We start from the raw sequence: 15,565 nt of genomic DNA, 5'->3' as shown, positions 1-15,565 counted from the left end.
CCTTTTTGTTGATTAACTGGCTATTTTTAATGACTGATTATCCCGAGCGCGACTTCCTAGAGAGAAGAAAAGGATGCCTGTCAATGAAAGCAGACTGACTGCCAGAAATAAGAACTGGCCATCAATAAATTGAAGCAGTGATCCACCGGCGATGGGGCCGATGAAGAAACCGAGAGAGCGGAAGGAGCTTGCTCCAAAGTAGGCGCCACGTAAATGGGAGGGTGCTAGTTGGTCGATATAGACACTACTTAAGGGAAACAACAGAATCTCTCCTAAGGTGACCAACGTGATGCCGACTAAAAATATAGACCAATGACTGCCGATGGAAAAGCTGAGAAAGCCAGAGGAGAAGAGAATAAGCCCTATATTCATACTTGATGTAATCGTCTTTTTCTCTGCCCAACGTGTGAGTGGTAATTGTAAGGCGACGACAAGAAGGGCGTTCCCTGTCAAAATGGCAGGATATAGCCATGTTGCCTCGGATAAGTTTTCACCTATGTAAAGGGGTAAATTGGAGGTAATTTGTGCATAAGCCACATTGACTAAAGTCATACCCAAAAGAAAATAGAGCAAAGCTGCATCTTGGCGGATGACGGTAAAAGAAGAACGTAACGTGGCAGGAGGAGTGACTGCGTTAGCCTCTTCTTCGATGGGATACAGTAATACTAGGCTGAGTAAGACGATGAAATATAGGATGTAGATGATACCAGTGATAAAGAAAGCGATCGTTCCAGAGGTAAGTGCGAGATAGGCCCCTAAAATAGGTCCGAGGGAAGCCCCTACATTTAGAGCGAAGTAGCGATAACTAAACACAAGCATGCGTTGCTCGGGCGGAGTAATATCTGCGATAAAGGCTTGACTGATCGGTTCGAAAAAGGAGCGACACATTCCGTTTAAAGCATTGAGGAAAACGAAAAGGAGCATATGTTGCGCGAACGAAAAACTGATGAAGACGAAGGACCAAAGGAGAAGGGTGGAGAGCATTACAACTTTTCTCCCCCAACGGTCTGATAAATGTCCCCCTAAGAAACCTGTAAAAGAGCCAGTTAATGGGCCCATGCCAATGATAAGCCCGATCATGAGAGGAGAGAGATCAGCTTGTTGATGCAAGTATATGACTAAGAATGGCAAGCTCATAAAGGAGGCAGCACGTGAAAACATGCTACCGAATAAAATACCCCATACTAAAGGGTGATATTGTTTGAATAACAGTCTAACTCGATTCATTTTTTGTTCCTTCTTCCGTCAGTAGTTGATAGCGCTCAGTTTTTGTTCATAGTTAAATCATAAGAGATGAGATAGATGGGTACGACGATAACAAGGATGATTTTAGTCTCATACTTTGGTCGGAGAGGCAAAAAAGTACCCTCAACTATTAGACCTAATAGTTGAGGGTAGTGGGAAATTATCTACCTCTTCTAGAGTGGGTTTATCCCCTTATTTCTAGAAGAGCTTTTCCTATTAGGGGTGTCAAAGCTCCACCCCTTCAATTTAAATCGAACCGAGTTAGATTGGGATTACCGATGGGGCTCCATTCCTCCTGCAATCCAACTATCTCGGGTAGGTCCGAAGATGTCGGGAACGGGTAACCCTGCCTGGCGCATTAAGATTGACAATTGACCGCGGTGGTGAATTTCATGTTGGATCAGAATGCGCAATGTTAATCCATTTGTCCACTGTTGACCATACATATTTACTTCTTTCAAAAGAGTTTGGTCGCTCCATTGTGATTGAATGGCTTCCAACATAGCGTGGACACTTTCATTATAAGTGGTATGGATGAGCTTGGCAGACGAAGGGAAAGCATCGTGCGGAAGCGAGATTGAAAAGGAGAGTCCTGTATTTGATAGCATCTCGTGTCCAGAGATTGCGATATGCCAAGCGATGTCACCTAGTGAGCGCTGATTGGTGCTCACTTTTTGTTTTAATGACTCATCGGTTAAGGTTTCTAATACACTGTTGGTGATACCGGCTTGGGTTTGATATTCTGTGACAAAATCCTCGATTCTTGTAAACATCTAAATCTCCTCCTTAAGTGTGTGTGAAGTGATGTACAATTCTTATTGTAGTCAACGCTTACTGACAACATTATGTCAGTGAGAATGCGAAACAATTATATTGAATAAGAGAGGATTATCTTCTATTCATTCTCCCAATGATATTTTTTATTTTAATTTGTGGTCGTAGTGGTGCACAATCTCTTGTGCCGTGCTTCGTAGCTGAAGGGCTACTTCACGAGGAGCGAGGACAGTCACATTGGTGCCAAAGCTAAGGAGATGGTGATAGAGCGAAGGCTCATTGGGATGATTTACACGGACATGCAAGTAACCATCGGGTTGAATCTCGATGTGTTCCTCTTGGTACTGATCCATTACTCTTACTTTGACTTGAGGATGGAAGCGGAGCTCTAGGGAAAAGAATTGCTCGTTCTCAGTGGGAAAGATAGAGAAGTCTAGTTTTTCGAGAGTGAATGGGCGGCGAGCAAACGTTTTTTGTTCAACTCGTAGATCGCGAATGCGGGATAGACGAAATAGGCGTAAGTTTTCACGCAGATGACAGTACCCATACATATACCAGATCTGTTCTTTTAAAATAAGCTGCATCGGTTCACATGTCCGTGTATGTTCCTGCCCAGTAGTATTGGTGTAGGAAAACGTGACAAGAAAAGAGTCTTGAATTGCTCGTCGTAGATCGCTCAGTCGCTCTTTGATCTCTGCACGGTTGCTCCATGCTTGATGGTCAATTAACACATGTTGAGTAAAGCTATGAGGAGAGTTTTGCTCAGAGTTTGTTAGTAATGCTCCTACTTTATCGAGAATGCTTGTAATACTTTCATCCTCCCAGGATTGATGAATGCCCTTTAAAGCGACTAATATCGATTGGATTTCCTCCGGTGATAAGTATTGTCGATCAAGACGAAATTGCTCCATGACTTCATAGCCACCATCTACGCCTGCATAGGATACAATAGGAATTCCGGCGGCGTTGATCGCCTCCATATCGCGATAGATCGTGCGGAGGGATACTTCAAACCGATCCGCCAACTCTTGTGCTCCTATACGTTTTCGATTGAGTAAAATCATGGTGATGGCGAGTAAGCGTACTAATTTCATGGATACCCCCAGTAGTGAGATTCTTACTTTATTGTAATGGATATAAGCATCATTTTTAAGAGAGGAGAGAAAATTTTGGAAGGTAACCACTGTCCACTGTGTGGGCAAGAAAATCAATGCACGAAAGCACAGGGAGAGGAAGAAGGGCTTTCTTGTTGGTGTTACCACGTGCAATTTTCGTCTGAATTGCTAGAAAAGATACCAGAGAAAAGGAGAGGACGAGCCTGTATATGTAAAGCGTGTTGGCAGAAGTGGTGTGATAAATGAGTATAGGGAGGGGTGTTAGCAGTTGCTGTATCTGATTTTTCCACTCTATTCGCGTGGGTGAATAGAGTGGAAATCTTCCCGTACAGATCCATATAGCCCGGGTACACGAAGCCCTGCTTGTCTCATCAGGATGAGAACTTGTCCGCGGTGATGGATTTCATGTTGAATAAGAATACGAAGAGTGAGAGCGTGAGGCCATTTTTCTCCATAGGGGGAGGAGGTATGGGAAAGTGAATGATCATCCCATGTATTCTTAACAGCGTCATACACAGATTGAGCTGTTTTAAGATATGTGTCTAGAATATTACTAGCAGTATGGGGAAGGTCATGGGGAGAATCAACAAAGTCGATTTTTAGTCCAGTTGGGGTTAACATTTCATGCATGGTATAGGGGAGATGCCAAGCGATATCTCCTAGAGACCAATGTAAAGGAGCTACTTGTTGGGTTAAGGACTCATCGGTTAATCTTTTTAACACACTGGCCGTACGATGAAATTCACGCCGCCATTCCAATAGAAAATCCTCTACTTTGTAAAACATATTGATTCCTCCAGTTGATAATGATTGTTCACTATTCTCATTCCCTATTACCAAGAAATATCCTGCTCACAGTACAGTTTTACGATCGATGGATTACAATTTGTTATCAGGATACGTCAATTTGACAAAAAACCCGCCTTGATTAGGTGGTTCCTATATTTTTACTAAACTAATACTATGATATATTGCAAAGAAGTAATAGCCAATATAAAATTTAGAATTGAACAAAAGGATATCTAAAATTTTACAGGTGTGAGTAAGTATGGCGTCAGTGATAAGGATTAAGTGGTTGTCGCATAATTGAAATAACGATAAAATGATCACAATTGATAAGACTAGGGGAGAAGGAATGTTTACAATAGAAGGAGCGCACTTAACATGACTAATGAGTCTACAATACCATCTACGGCATGGGTGGGGGAAATTGAACAATTGCTGCGGGAAGTAAGTGTGATTGTAAAGCGAAAAGGACGAGAAATTCTGCATCACTTTCCAATCACTCCGCCTCAATTTACAGCATTACTGTGGCTGGATGAAAACGGTGATATGACGATTGGAGAACTTAGTCAAAAAATGTTTTTGGCGTGTAGTACCATGACCGATCTCATCGACCGCATGGAGAATAATGGGTTGGTAGAGCGTGTGCGGGACAGTCGTGACCGTCGAGTTGTTCGGATTCATTTATTAGATGAAGGGTCGAAAATCATTAAAGAGGTGATGGAAGCGCGCAGAGGCTACCTTGCTGAAATTTTGTCTCACTTAGACAAAACGGAGATTGATCAAATTCGTAAAAGCTTAACTATCCTTAATGAAGAGATGAAGAAATAAGGGGAGATCCTTACGCTTATAGCAAAAAGCTATTCATGGGCTGCCTACTCTGGTACAATAGCAACAAAAATAATTTGGGTAATACCAAATGCTTGACCGCAACATAAGATATTGAGACAAATACAAGTAGCAACCACCAGCTGCGCATACTATCTCATACTCTGGGCACGCGTGGTTGTAGATAGTGTTTTTGCATGTTAGCATAGTCCAACGGCAGTTTCATAATGAAAGCAATAGAATAATGAAAAGAAAATAAAGGACTGGGTACGCTGTGATCATGAATCGGGAGAGTCGTAAAGCGATTGGAATTTTAGATTCTGGTGTGGGTGGTTTAACCGTTGCTAAAGAAGTGATTCGTCAATTACCGCGGGAACATATTTTATACTTTGGTGATACGAAGCGTTGTCCATATGGACCACGTGAGCCACAAGAAGTGATCGCCTTCACCAAGCAAATTGTAGATTTTTTATCGCGGTTTCCGTTAAAAGCATTGGTGATTGCATGTAACACGGCAACGGCAGTGGCATTAGATATCGTTAAAGAGGAATTAAACATCCCTGTGTTAGGAGTAGTTGATCCAGGAGCTCGTGCAGCTATCAATATGTCACGACATGGACGTATTGGTGTGATCGGTACACAGGGTACGATTAAGAGTGCGGCTTATGAACGGGCTCTCAAGTCGATTCATCCCGGAGTGTCCGTTTACTCACATGCGTGTCCTACGCTAGTTCCGCTGGCAGAGGGCGGATTTAAAGATCCACTGGCAGCGCGTCAAATAGTACGTGCAGCTCTAGATCCAATGAAAAGTAAAGATCTGGATTCTTTGATTTTAGGATGTACGCATTATCCGCTTTTATCAAATTATATTGGCGAAGTGATGGGTTCATCTGTAAAGCTCATCAGCTCAGCAGAAGAGACAGCGCGTGAACTTAGTACCATTCTTCATCATAAGGGATTATTAGATCGGGAAATCGGAAATCTTCATATCATCCGCCACCGCTTTTTTACCAGCGGAAATCCCCGTGTTTTTCATGAGATCGCGGAAGATTGGTTGGATCATCCGCTGGAAGTGGAACGTGTAAATTTAGAGCAAACACTAACACGAGTTACAGGCTAAATCACAAAAGAGGAGCTACTCTATGGGGTAGCTCCTCTTTTGTGTTTAGCTGTTTGCAATGTAGAGGATATAACGATGTGTCGACCTTTTTATTTTCTTTAAGAAGTAGAGAGGGCCAGCATACTTTTTATCTCTAAACATAATTGAGAGTGATAAATTTTGTGACGGCTCGTATACATATAAAGAAAAAGTTGTCCAAGGAGGGGAAAGGGATGGGTGCATATTTACGATCACTACGAATGATCACGTTGTTGATCGCTCTAGCAATGGTGTTCGTCGGTTGTTCGTTAGGAGCAGATACAGGAGAGAATAAGTCAATTGATCCACCACCGGAGAAGATGGAGTCAGAACAAAAAGAAGAGAGTGAAGCAAAATCTGATGAAGAGAAAGAGGAGAAGAAAACCACAAGTGGTATTGAATTATACTATTTAGATGAGTATGGGTACTTGGTTCCCTATGCGATGGGTATTCCTAAAGTTGAAGGGATCGCAAAAGAAGCATTGATGTATATGGTGGAATCAGGTCCTGCTGCTGATAGTATCCCAGCAGGGTTTCGTGCGATTCTTCCCAAAGGCACACAAGTGAAAGGATTAAACATCGATGGCCGGGTAGCGACTGTCGACTTATCAAAAGAGTTTTTAACGTATGATGCTGAGATGGAAGAGAAGATTTTGAACGCGATTACATGGACATTAACAGGATTTGAATCAGTAGAAGAAGTTAATATTTGGGTTGAAGGAAAGCCTCTAGCGGCTATGCCAGAGAAGAAAAGTCCAGCTCAAAAATTGTCCCGTTCCAGTGGGATCAATGTAGAAGTGAGCAGAGGGATCGATGTGACAAAAAGTATGCCTGTGACGCTTTATTTCCTCGGACAAACGAGTGAGGATCAAGTCTATTATGTGCCAGTGACGAGGATGATTGACCGGAAAGAAAAAGTGGCTGAAGCGGCATTAGCCGAGTTGATACAAGGACCTACTCACGGAGATGCTTTGGTTAGTGCATTATCCGATACAACCAAGGTGAATAGTGTTGATGTAAGCAAAGATCTGATTTCCGCTGACTTTAGTAAAGAGCTGCTCGATTACGCTGAGAGTAAATCGGCATCCAAGGAAGCGATTCAAGCGATTGTCCTCTCCTTAACGGAGAATGCAGAGGCTAAAAAAGTGAAAATAACGGTAGATGGTGAGGCGCAAGTGAAGGCGGATGGAGAATTGCTCGGTAAGCCCGTATCTAGACCTAAGCAGGTTAATCCCAATTCATTATAGAATCATAATGCCACCAAATAGTGCCCTCCTGCCTTAATGGAAGGAGGAATTTTTTCTTTTTCGCTTCTATGTTATCATTAGGGAATGAAAGAAAATGGAGGGTAGCGATATGCGAGTAGATGGACGAGGATATGATGAACTGCGCCCTATTGAGATGGTGCGTCATTTTACGAAGCATGCAGAAGGATCGGTATACATAAAAGTAGGCGACACTCATGTGTTATGTAATGCTTCCGTCGAGGAGCGCGTGCCCCCCTTTCTGCGAGGAAGTGGGAAGGGATGGATTACAGCAGAGTATTCCATGCTGCCTCGTGCGACACAGACAAGAACAATCCGTGAAGCGAGTAAAGGGAAATTAGGCGGAAGGACGATGGAAATCCAACGGCTAATTGGGCGTGCCCTCCGCTCGGTTGTCGATTTGAATCAACTTGGAGAACGTACGTTGTGGGTTGACTGTGATGTGATCCAGGCGGATGGCGGAACACGAACGGCATCGATTACGGGTGCATTTGTGGCTGTGGTGGATGCTCTGTATGATTTGGCCAAAAAGAAAGGCTTTCCTGCCATCCCGATCCATGATTATTTGGCCGCAACTAGCGTAGGTATTTTAGACGGTACACCGATGTTAGATTTGTGCTATCGAGAGGATTCATCTGCGCAAGTGGATATGAACATCGTGATGACAGGTGCGGGTAAATTTGTAGAATTACAGGGGACAGGGGAGGAAGCGCCTTTTTCACCACAAGAATTGACTCAGTTAATTCAACTGGGAGAGCAAGGGGTGTCTCAGCTAATTGCTATCCAGCGTGAAGTACTACAAGAAGCAGGAGCAAATATTGGAGGAGGAACGAATGTCGAAACAGCGGTGGATGGGCAAACAAGTCGTTCTAGCCACACGTAATAAAAATAAGGTTCGTGAATTAAATACGCTTTTGCAACAGGAGTTGGGTCTATCTGTTATTGGATTGGATTCGTTTCCGTCTCTTCCAGAAGTAGTGGAGGATCGGGATACCTTTCAAGGTAATGCAGAAAAGAAGGCAGAGGTGATTGCTCAACTTTTGCATATTCCTGTTATGGCAGACGATTCAGGCTTAGAAGTGAGAGCGTTGGCAGGTGCGCCGGGAGTATATTCTGCGCGCTATGCAGGCGAAAAGGCGAACGATCGTATGAATGTGGAGAAGTTACTAATGGAATTGCAGGGAGTCCCACTGGAGGAGCGTTCTGCTCGATTTGTGTGTGTACTCTCATTGGCTGTCCCTGGGGTAGAGACGATTTCAGTAGAGGGTACATGTGCAGGAGTGATTGCGGAACAACCCCAAGGTGAAGGTGGATTTGGTTATGACCCCATTTTTTATCTTCCCGATATGAAAAAAACAATGGCTCAAGTGGGGACAGAAGTGAAAAATAAACGAAGCCATCGCGCAGAGGCTGCACGGAAAATGGTTGCTCAGCTTTATGAGAGGTTTACTTTTTAGGCAGGGGTGGAGTAGACGAAATGCGAATCCTGGTGGTTAGTGATTCACATGGAAACCAACAACTTTTATCTGAAGTGGTTGGAAGGGAAGCTTGTGATGAAGTGATCCATTGTGGAGATTTTTGCACGGATGAAAATGCTTTGCCTGCAGTTAACTTGACGGCAGTTCGTGGGAATTGCGATTGGGAACTAGTGCCGGAGGAACGAACGGTAGTGATAGATGAGGAGATGCGCATTCTGGTCACACATGGGCATCGTTATCATGTGGAGCGCTCTTTGCTCATGCTTAGATATCGAGCTCAGGAGATGGGAGTCCACATAGTTTGCTTTGGTCATACGCACCGTCCTTTGTGTATGCTAAATTCGGATCTCCTATTGCTTAATCCGGGTAGTTTAACCCAACCCCGTGGAGTTCGATATCCTAGTTACGCGATTGTTACGACGAGGGCGAAACGAACAGTCGAAGTTGCTTTTTATGAGCCAAATGGAGAGGAAATAGTTGAGCATGGAGGACGTTTCCAGTTGTAGTGCCTGTTATACCGGAAACGTCCCACCAATTCGACGAATCCCTTGACAGTTCATCGAGGTTCAGCATATAATATGCTAAGTGTTTTGCCCTATATGTCCCAGTAGCACAGTGGATAGTGCAACGGTCTTCTAAACCGTAGGTCGGGGGTTCAAATCCCTCCTGGGACGCCATGATTGTCTTAATGGACATGATGAAGAAAAAGATAAAGTGACCATCCAGCCGGATGGTCAGATTTATGTAAATAGAGCTTGGAGGGAACGTGTAATGAGCGCCAAATGGGAAAAAACAGAAACAAATAAAGGAATATTAACGGTAGAAGTCGAAGCTGAAAAAGTAAATGAAGCTTTGGATCAAGCTTTTACTAAAGTGATTAAGAAAGTAAGTGTACCAGGTTTCCGTAAAGGGAAAGTTCCACGTCCAATTTTTGAAAAGCGTTTCGGTGTGGAATCTCTTTATCAAGATGCACTTGATATCTTGTTGCCAGAAGCATACGGCTCCGCTGTTGAAGAAGCTGGGATCGAACCAGTGGATCAACCAGAGATTGATTTAGAGCAGATCGAAAAAGGCGCTCCACTTATCTTCAAAGCTACGGTTACGGTGAAACCAGAAGTGAAGCTGGGACAATATAAAGAGCTAGAGATCGAAGAAAAAGACTTTAGTGTAAGTGATGAAGATATTGAGGCGGAACTGAAGAAGATGCAAGAACAACAAGGTCAGCTCGAAGTAGTAGAAGAGGGCGAAGTTGCCGAAGGCGATCGCGTCATTTTAGACTTTGATGGGATGATCGACGGAGAGCGCTTTGAAGGCGGTCAAGCAGAACAGTACAACCTCGAAGTAGGATCTGGTCAGTTCATTCCTGGATTTGAAGAACAGTTGGTAGGCATGAAAGTAGGAGATGAGAAAGATGTACTAGTATCTTTTCCAGAGGAGTACCACGCAGAAAACTTGGCGGGTAAAGAAGCTACTTTCCATGTGAAGATGCATGAAATCAAGCGTCTGTCTCTACCTGTTCTAGATGATGAATTTGCACAAGATGTGAGTGACTTTGATACACTTGCTGAGCTACAAGCAGATACTCGTAAGAATTTAGAAGAGAAAGCAAAGCGTGAGCAAGAAGATTATATTCGTAATTCGCTTGTTGAAAAAGCAACAGAAAATGCTGAAATTGAACTGCCAGCAGTAATGATTGAAAGCCAAGTAGATCACATGGTGCAACAATTTGAACAACAACTTCGCTATCAAGGGATTACATTAGAGCAATATCAGCAACTATTGGGTCAAGATGATGACGCTATCCGCTCTCAATTCCGCGAAGATGCGGAGAAGAAAGTGCGCGCTGATTTAGTTCTTGAACAAATCGGTATTGAAGAGAGCATTGAGGTCTCTGATGAAGATTTGGAAGCGGAATTGAAAGAATTGGCAAGTGAAATGGATCGCGACTTAGAAGAAGTTCGTCAAATCCTAAATAGCCAAGGGAATATTGAGGCATTTAAAGATCAAGTGAAAGTAAAGAAAACGGTTGACCTACTTGTATCCAACAGCAAAAATGCGGCATAATGGAAGTAAGAAGAGAAACAAGGCACGTGTGCTTATCGCGTGCCTTCTTTTTCAAAGTATCGGAGGAGGTGTTGTTCTTCCGCTTACAGCTGGAATGAAACCATGTTCACCGAACCGATTGTACATATCCGTTTGCGGTTGGGCTGCGAGTATGGACGTCACCTACTTGCGGCTGAGGCGATAGGTGTTAGATTGAGCCTTGACGGAGACAGGCCAACCGCTAGCATGATCTTGAAGTGCGATGAAATCGCGCAAGCTGTTTTATGGGTGCACGGAAAACCAAAGCGTATGGCTTGGTCGATGTAGTGATCACCCGGCCAGACCTTCACAAGGGGTGATTCGCATGTTTAAGTTTAATGAAGAAAAAGGGCAATTAAAGTGCTCGTTTTGTGGAAAGTCGCAGGATCAAGTGAGAAAGTTAGTCGCAGGTCCTGGCGTATACATTTGCGACGAATGTATTGAACTATGTAATGAAATTGTTGAAGAAGAGCTTGGTGGCGACGAGGAGATGGATCTGCAAAGTCTTCCAAAACCTCATGAGATAAATGAGGTGCTCAATGAATATGTCATCGGGCAGGAAACAGCGAAAAAATCTCTATCTGTTGCAGTATACAATCACTATAAACGAATTAATTCTGCCATCAAGACAGAAGAAGTGGAACTATCTAAGAGTAACATCATCATGATTGGACCGACGGGTAGCGGAAAGACATTGCTCGCTCAGACGTTGGCGCGGATTCTTAACGTTCCGTTTGCAATTGCAGATGCTACTTCACTTACAGAGGCAGGGTATGTGGGTGAAGATGTAGAAAACATCTTACTTAAATTGATTCAAGCAGCAGATTATGATGTAGAGAAGGCAGAACGTGGCATTATCTACATTGATGAAATTGATAAAGTAGCCCGCAAATCAGAAAACCCATCCATTACGCGTGACGTCTCTGGTGAAGGGGTACAGCAAGCGCTATTGAAAATATTAGAAGGTAGCGTTGCAAGTGTTCCTCCGCAAGGAGGACGGAAACACCCACATCAAGAGTTCATCCAGATTGATACGGGTAACATCCTGTTTATCTGTGGTGGAGCCTTTGATGGCCTGGAGCAGATTATTAAGCGCCGCATAGGGAAAAAAGTGATCGGATTTGGAACCGAAAGCGAAAGCGGTACTGATTTGAAAGCAGGCGAGTATCTAAAATTGGCTTTACCGGAGGATTTACTACGCTTTGGACTCATACCTGAGTTTGTGGGTCGATTACCGGTAGTTTCAACGCTGGAGCCTTTAGATGAAGAAGCGCTTGTTCGGATCTTGACAGAACCTAAAAATGCTTTGATGAAACAATATCAGAAGCTGTTTGAGATGGATGATGTGGAGCTAGTCTTTGAAGAAGATGCGCTCAAAGCGATTGCAAGCGAAGCCATTCGCCGGAAGACAGGGGCTCGTGGATTACGTGCAATTATTGAGTCGATCATGTTGGATGTGATGTATGACTTACCGTCCCGTGATGATGTGACGAAGTGCGTAGTTACGGAAGACACCGTTTTGAAAAGAGTAGCACCTCGTCTTAATACACGTAAAGGTCGCAGTCGCGATAAGAAAGAAGAAAGTGCATAAAAGATCTCTCCTCTCTAACACTTACTACTTTTAAAGTAGTAAGTGTTTTTTTCGACTCGTCTAGATGTGTCAAAACAGTAGATTATGTTTTCCTGTGTGATGGATAAAAAGTTATGATAGAATAGTAGCGTTGCTCGACTTAGATGTTCCTTGTGTAAGTGTGAATGTAAGAATGAAGAAAATTTATAAAAAGTGGAGTGTACGAGAGAATGTTACAGCTAGCTCAAGTGGACCAAGTCACCTATCAGTCGTACTTAAAGCAGCATGCAGCCAGTTTTATGCAAGCCCCTGTTTGGGCGCAGGTAAAACCTGAATGGTCTTCAGAATATGTAGGTTGGTATTCACAAGAAAGCCAACTTGTAGGTGTAGCCATGATCTTGTATCGTAAGATGCCAGGTTTGAAGAAACATTTGGCATACATACCTCGTGGTCCTGTTATCGACTGGAATTCACGACAATTGGAACAGTGGTTCCAGCCATTATTCGCATATTTGTTAAAGCAAGATGCTTTTACAGTTAAGATGGACCCCCCAGTTCCGCTAGCGCATTGGAGGGCGGCCGCAATTGAGGCGTATTTGGATAAAGTTCAAGAGTATGGATTAAGAAATAAAGAGTTGCGCGACATTGCTATGGATCAAGTGGATCCGCAGTCAGAGTATATACAACAAGCACTAACGGAGATGGGTTGGAGTAGAAAGGAAAGGGAAGAGGAGAATACGGTTCAACCTCAGTATACTTTCCGCATACCGCTACAAGGACGAACAGCGAAGCAGTTGCGACAGGGGTTATCGCCCTCGTGGGAGAAAAATTTACAGATAGCTTCCCAACAAGGAGTCCTCGTCCGTTCAGGAAACGCATCCGACTTGCCAACTTTTTATAGTTTACTGAAAGAGAAAGCAGAAAAGGAAGGAAAAGGGATACGTGAGTTTGCTTATTTTGAGAGGATGTTTCGAGCATTATCTGCTGAAAGTGAAGCGGACTCTCCACTCCAGCTAGCGGAGCAAGAGGGAATCATTCAGGCAGGGGCGATAAAAGTGAGCATGGGTGAGCAGGTATGGAGTTTGTACGCTGCGAGTAAGGTAAATCCGGTTCATCTACCTGCGAAGGTTCTTCTTTTCTGGGAGATGATATCCGATGCACATGAGAAGGGGGCAACTGTATTTGATTTTCGCAGTATGTCACCTGTTCTAGATCCAGCTACTTCCTCTTACGACGAATTAACCTTTCTATTGGGTGCTGGGGGCGTTGCGTGTGAGTATATCGGGGAGTGGGATTATCCACTTCATCCAATGTTACATTGGGCCTTTGAAATGTATATGAAGAAACGGTAGGCTCTTTTCATTACCTCCAGGCTTGTCAGATAAGGAAAGCGATTCCTTGATTAGTGCTGTCTGTCCTCGGTCATACTTTGATTAAACGGAATCAAGGGGTATGGGAGGACGAACAGATGAACATCACAGGATTGTTACTTCTGCTACAAATATTTTTTTCAATGGTTATTGGACTTTATTTTTGGAACTTGTTTCGTAATCAACAATCGAGTCGGCATGCAGTCGATCGTGAATCGAAGAAAGAACTAGAAAAGCTTAATAAACTGCGGATGATTTCACTGACAGAACCATTAGCTGAGAAGACGCGTCCTACTTCTTTTGCTGATATCGTCGGACAAGAAGAAGGGTTACGAGCGCTAAAAGCGGCACTATGCGGTCCAAACCCCCAACATGTTATTATTTATGGCCCTCCGGGAGTGGGAAAGACAGCGGCGGCACGTGTAGTGTTAGAGGAGGCAAAACGAAATTCTGATTCGCCCTTTAACGCGGCCTCCCGTTTCGTAGAACTGGATGCGACCACAGCCCGTTTCGATGAACGTGGCATTGCGGATCCATTGATTGGCTCTGTTCATGATCCTATTTATCAAGGGGCAGGGGCAATGGGGGTAGCAGGAATTCCTCAGCCAAAACAAGGAGCAGTTACAAAAGCTCACGGTGGTTTGCTCTTCATCGATGAGATAGGCGAGTTACATTCCATTCAGATGAACAAGCTGTTAAAAGTGTTAGAAGATCGTAAGGTGTTTTTGGAAAGTGCCTATTATAGCGCAGAAGATCCGCAGACACCAAAGCATATTCACGATATATTTCAAAATGGCTTGCCGGCTGACTTTCGCTTGGTAGGGGCGACAACAAGAACTGCAGATGAAATTCCGCCTGCGATTCGATCGCGTTGTATGGAAATTTTTTTCCGTCCATTACTACCGCGCGAAATTAGTTTGGTTGCGCAGCGAGCACTTAGCCGGATTGGTTTTAAATATGCTGAAGGTGCCTTAGAAGTGATAAAGCGTTATGCCACCAATGGACGAGAAGCGATTAATATTGTGCAGACGGCCGTGGGAATTGCTATCACGGAAAAGCGGGAGTGCATGGAAGTGGCCGATGTGGAATGGGTCATTCATAGCAGTCAATTAACACCTAGACCGGATAAACAAATTCCAACATCTCCACAGGTGGGGCTAGCCAACGGACTTGCAGTGTATGGTCCCAACATTGGGGCGTTACTGGAGATTGAAGTGACGGCTATACCTACTCGTGAGCACGGCAAAGGAAAGTTGACGATTACAGGTTTGGTGGAGGAAGAGGAGTTGGGCTCTGCCAGTCGAAAATTGCGCCGTAAAAGTATGGCGCGGGGCTCAATCGAAAATGTACTCACTGTATTAGCTCGTACAAATCTCAATCCGTATGACTACGATCTTCATGTCAATTTCCCCGGAGGAATTCCTCTGGATGGACCTTCTGCAGGAATTACAATGGCAACAGCAATATACTCGGCCATTCGAGATGAGCCGATAGACAATCGGGTAGCAATGACAGGTGAAGTAGGTATCCATGGCTCAGTAAAACCTGTAGGTGGTGTTATTGCTAAAGTAAAAGCAGCCAAACAGGCAGGAGCTACCCGAGTGATAATCCCACATGATAATATGCAACGAGCGCTTGAAGATATTGAGGGGATTCAAGTGATTCCCGTCGAACATGTAAAAGATGTTTTTCACGCAGCGATTATTGGTTTGGAGGAAGAAAAGAGTGGAGAGCAGATCATCCCTTCACCTGTGGAGATATTGTCCGCTTCTTCCGCACCTGTATAATAGCTGGTTAAATGTTTTAGACCGGTAGCCAATTGGCTACCGGTCTACGATCATGGACAAAAGGAAGCGAATAAGATAAAATCGTACAAAGTTAAAAGGAAATTCAAGCAGCAAGTATTGGAGGTGGATT

At 43.8% G+C, this 15,565-nt stretch carries 16 protein-coding genes and 1 tRNA gene; 13 read left to right on the top strand and 4 right to left on the bottom strand.

Annotated features, from left to right (window positions below):
• Positions 1-12 precede the first annotated feature (12 nt).
• The 3 genes from NXZ84_RS07835 to NXZ84_RS07825 form a co-directional block, all read right to left on the bottom strand.
• Positions 13-1,227 (bottom strand): MDR family MFS transporter, encoded by a 1,215-nt coding sequence (locus NXZ84_RS07835; RefSeq protein ID WP_258839710.1) that lies wholly within the window; start codon positions 1,225-1,227, stop codon positions 13-15.
• 290 nt (positions 1,228-1,517) lie between these two features.
• Complete coding sequence (locus NXZ84_RS07830; protein WP_258839709.1) at positions 1,518-2,018, bottom strand: DinB family protein; 501 nt, start codon at positions 2,016-2,018, stop codon at positions 1,518-1,520.
• A 147-nt stretch (positions 2,019-2,165) separates the two neighbouring features.
• Entirely contained in the window at positions 2,166-3,113 is a 948-nt protein-coding gene (locus NXZ84_RS07825) for a helix-turn-helix transcriptional regulator (protein WP_258839708.1), read from the bottom strand.
• Positions 3,114-3,149: 36 nt separating this feature from the next.
• Between NXZ84_RS07825 and NXZ84_RS15225 the strand changes: the two genes are divergently transcribed.
• The gene (locus NXZ84_RS15225) at positions 3,150-3,380 is read left to right on the top strand and encodes a cysteine-rich CWC family protein (protein WP_396654012.1); all 231 of its coding nucleotides are present in this window, start codon (positions 3,150-3,152) and stop codon (positions 3,378-3,380) included.
• A 45-nt stretch (positions 3,381-3,425) separates the two neighbouring features.
• On the opposite strand, the gene NXZ84_RS07820 is transcribed toward NXZ84_RS15225, so the two are convergent.
• Positions 3,426-3,974 (bottom strand): DinB family protein, encoded by a 549-nt coding sequence (locus tag NXZ84_RS07820; protein ID WP_258839707.1) that lies wholly within the window; start codon positions 3,972-3,974, stop codon positions 3,426-3,428.
• Positions 3,975-4,298: 324 nt separating this feature from the next.
• On the opposite strand from NXZ84_RS07820, the gene NXZ84_RS07815 reads away from it, so the two are divergent.
• The 12 genes from NXZ84_RS07815 (at position 4,299) to lonB (ending at position 15,435) form a co-directional block, all read left to right on the top strand.
• On the top strand, positions 4,299-4,748 hold the full coding sequence (locus NXZ84_RS07815) for a MarR family winged helix-turn-helix transcriptional regulator (RefSeq protein ID WP_258839706.1): 450 nt from the start codon (positions 4,299-4,301) through the stop codon (positions 4,746-4,748).
• Between the two features lie 277 nt (positions 4,749-5,025).
• Entirely contained in the window at positions 5,026-5,865 is an 840-nt protein-coding gene (gene racE, locus NXZ84_RS07810; protein ID WP_258839705.1) for a glutamate racemase, read from the top strand.
• Between the two features lie 212 nt (positions 5,866-6,077).
• The gene (locus NXZ84_RS07805) at positions 6,078-7,130 is read left to right on the top strand and encodes a GerMN domain-containing protein (RefSeq protein ID WP_258839704.1); all 1,053 of its coding nucleotides are present in this window, start codon (positions 6,078-6,080) and stop codon (positions 7,128-7,130) included.
• 109 nt (positions 7,131-7,239) lie between these two features.
• Positions 7,240-8,031 carry a ribonuclease PH gene (rph, locus tag NXZ84_RS07800; protein ID WP_258839703.1) on the top strand — a complete coding sequence of 264 codons (792 nt, stop codon included), beginning with the start codon at positions 7,240-7,242 and terminating at the stop codon, positions 8,029-8,031.
• Positions 7,982-8,605, top strand: a complete 624-nt coding sequence (locus NXZ84_RS07795; RefSeq protein ID WP_258839702.1) for an XTP/dITP diphosphatase — start codon at positions 7,982-7,984, stop codon at positions 8,603-8,605. The genes rph and NXZ84_RS07795 overlap by 50 nt, the downstream gene beginning before the upstream one ends.
• 20 nt (positions 8,606-8,625) lie before the next feature.
• The gene (locus tag NXZ84_RS07790; protein WP_258839701.1) at positions 8,626-9,132 is read left to right on the top strand and encodes a metallophosphoesterase family protein; all 507 of its coding nucleotides are present in this window, start codon (positions 8,626-8,628) and stop codon (positions 9,130-9,132) included.
• Between the two features lie 95 nt (positions 9,133-9,227).
• Positions 9,228-9,303: transfer RNA gene (locus NXZ84_RS07785), tRNA-Arg, on the top strand.
• Between the two features lie 94 nt (positions 9,304-9,397).
• On the top strand, positions 9,398-10,690 hold the full coding sequence (tig, locus tag NXZ84_RS07780) for a trigger factor (protein WP_258839700.1): 1,293 nt from the start codon (positions 9,398-9,400) through the stop codon (positions 10,688-10,690).
• A 102-nt stretch (positions 10,691-10,792) separates the two neighbouring features.
• On the top strand, positions 10,793-10,996 hold the full coding sequence (locus tag NXZ84_RS07775; protein WP_258839699.1) for a hypothetical protein: 204 nt from the start codon (positions 10,793-10,795) through the stop codon (positions 10,994-10,996).
• 37 nt (positions 10,997-11,033) lie between these two features.
• Positions 11,034-12,299, top strand: a complete 1,266-nt coding sequence (gene clpX / locus NXZ84_RS07770) for an ATP-dependent protease ATP-binding subunit ClpX (RefSeq protein ID WP_258839698.1) — start codon at positions 11,034-11,036, stop codon at positions 12,297-12,299.
• A 209-nt stretch (positions 12,300-12,508) separates the two neighbouring features.
• Positions 12,509-13,630, top strand: coding sequence for a lipid II:glycine glycyltransferase FemX (locus tag NXZ84_RS07765; RefSeq protein WP_258839697.1), 1,122 nt, complete (start codon positions 12,509-12,511; stop codon positions 13,628-13,630).
• Positions 13,631-13,746: 116 nt separating this feature from the next.
• Positions 13,747-15,435: an ATP-dependent protease LonB gene (gene lonB, locus NXZ84_RS07760; protein WP_258839696.1), complete on the top strand. Its 1,689-nt coding sequence runs from the start codon at positions 13,747-13,749 to the stop codon at positions 15,433-15,435.
• Positions 15,436-15,565 lie beyond the last annotated feature (130 nt).

Origin of the sequence: Mechercharimyces sp. CAU 1602, assembly GCF_024753565.1 — a bacterium.
Lineage (GTDB): Bacteria > Bacillota > Bacilli > Thermoactinomycetales > JANTPT01 > Mechercharimyces.
Note: the sequence above shows the minus strand (reverse complement) of the source record. Positions and strands in the feature narration are given on the sequence as shown.

Excerpts from the sequence above, each read along its gene's own strand:
- NXZ84_RS07835 (WP_258839710.1), bottom strand. The coding sequence starts at position 1,227 with ATGAATCGAGTTAGACTGTTATTCAAACAATATCACCCTTTAGTATGG.
- NXZ84_RS07775 (WP_258839699.1), top strand. The coding sequence starts at position 10,793 with ATGTTCACCGAACCGATTGTACATATCCGTTTGCGGTTGGGCTGCGAG.
- tig (WP_258839700.1), top strand. The coding sequence starts at position 9,398 with ATGAGCGCCAAATGGGAAAAAACAGAAACAAATAAAGGAATATTAACG.
- racE (WP_258839705.1), top strand. The coding sequence starts at position 5,026 with ATGAATCGGGAGAGTCGTAAAGCGATTGGAATTTTAGATTCTGGTGTG.
- NXZ84_RS07765 (WP_258839697.1), top strand. The coding sequence starts at position 12,509 with ATGTTACAGCTAGCTCAAGTGGACCAAGTCACCTATCAGTCGTACTTA.
- rph (WP_258839703.1), top strand. The coding sequence starts at position 7,240 with ATGCGAGTAGATGGACGAGGATATGATGAACTGCGCCCTATTGAGATG.
- NXZ84_RS07830 (WP_258839709.1), bottom strand. The coding sequence starts at position 2,018 with ATGTTTACAAGAATCGAGGATTTTGTCACAGAATATCAAACCCAAGCC.
- clpX (WP_258839698.1), top strand. The coding sequence starts at position 11,034 with ATGTTTAAGTTTAATGAAGAAAAAGGGCAATTAAAGTGCTCGTTTTGT.
- NXZ84_RS07805 (WP_258839704.1), top strand. The coding sequence starts at position 6,078 with ATGGGTGCATATTTACGATCACTACGAATGATCACGTTGTTGATCGCT.
- NXZ84_RS07790 (WP_258839701.1), top strand. The coding sequence starts at position 8,626 with ATGCGAATCCTGGTGGTTAGTGATTCACATGGAAACCAACAACTTTTA.
- NXZ84_RS07815 (WP_258839706.1), top strand. The coding sequence starts at position 4,299 with ATGACTAATGAGTCTACAATACCATCTACGGCATGGGTGGGGGAAATT.
- lonB (WP_258839696.1), top strand. The coding sequence starts at position 13,747 with ATGAACATCACAGGATTGTTACTTCTGCTACAAATATTTTTTTCAATG.
- NXZ84_RS15225 (WP_396654012.1), top strand. The coding sequence starts at position 3,150 with ATGGATATAAGCATCATTTTTAAGAGAGGAGAGAAAATTTTGGAAGGT.
- NXZ84_RS07825 (WP_258839708.1), bottom strand. The coding sequence starts at position 3,113 with ATGAAATTAGTACGCTTACTCGCCATCACCATGATTTTACTCAATCGA.
- NXZ84_RS07795 (WP_258839702.1), top strand. The coding sequence starts at position 7,982 with ATGTCGAAACAGCGGTGGATGGGCAAACAAGTCGTTCTAGCCACACGT.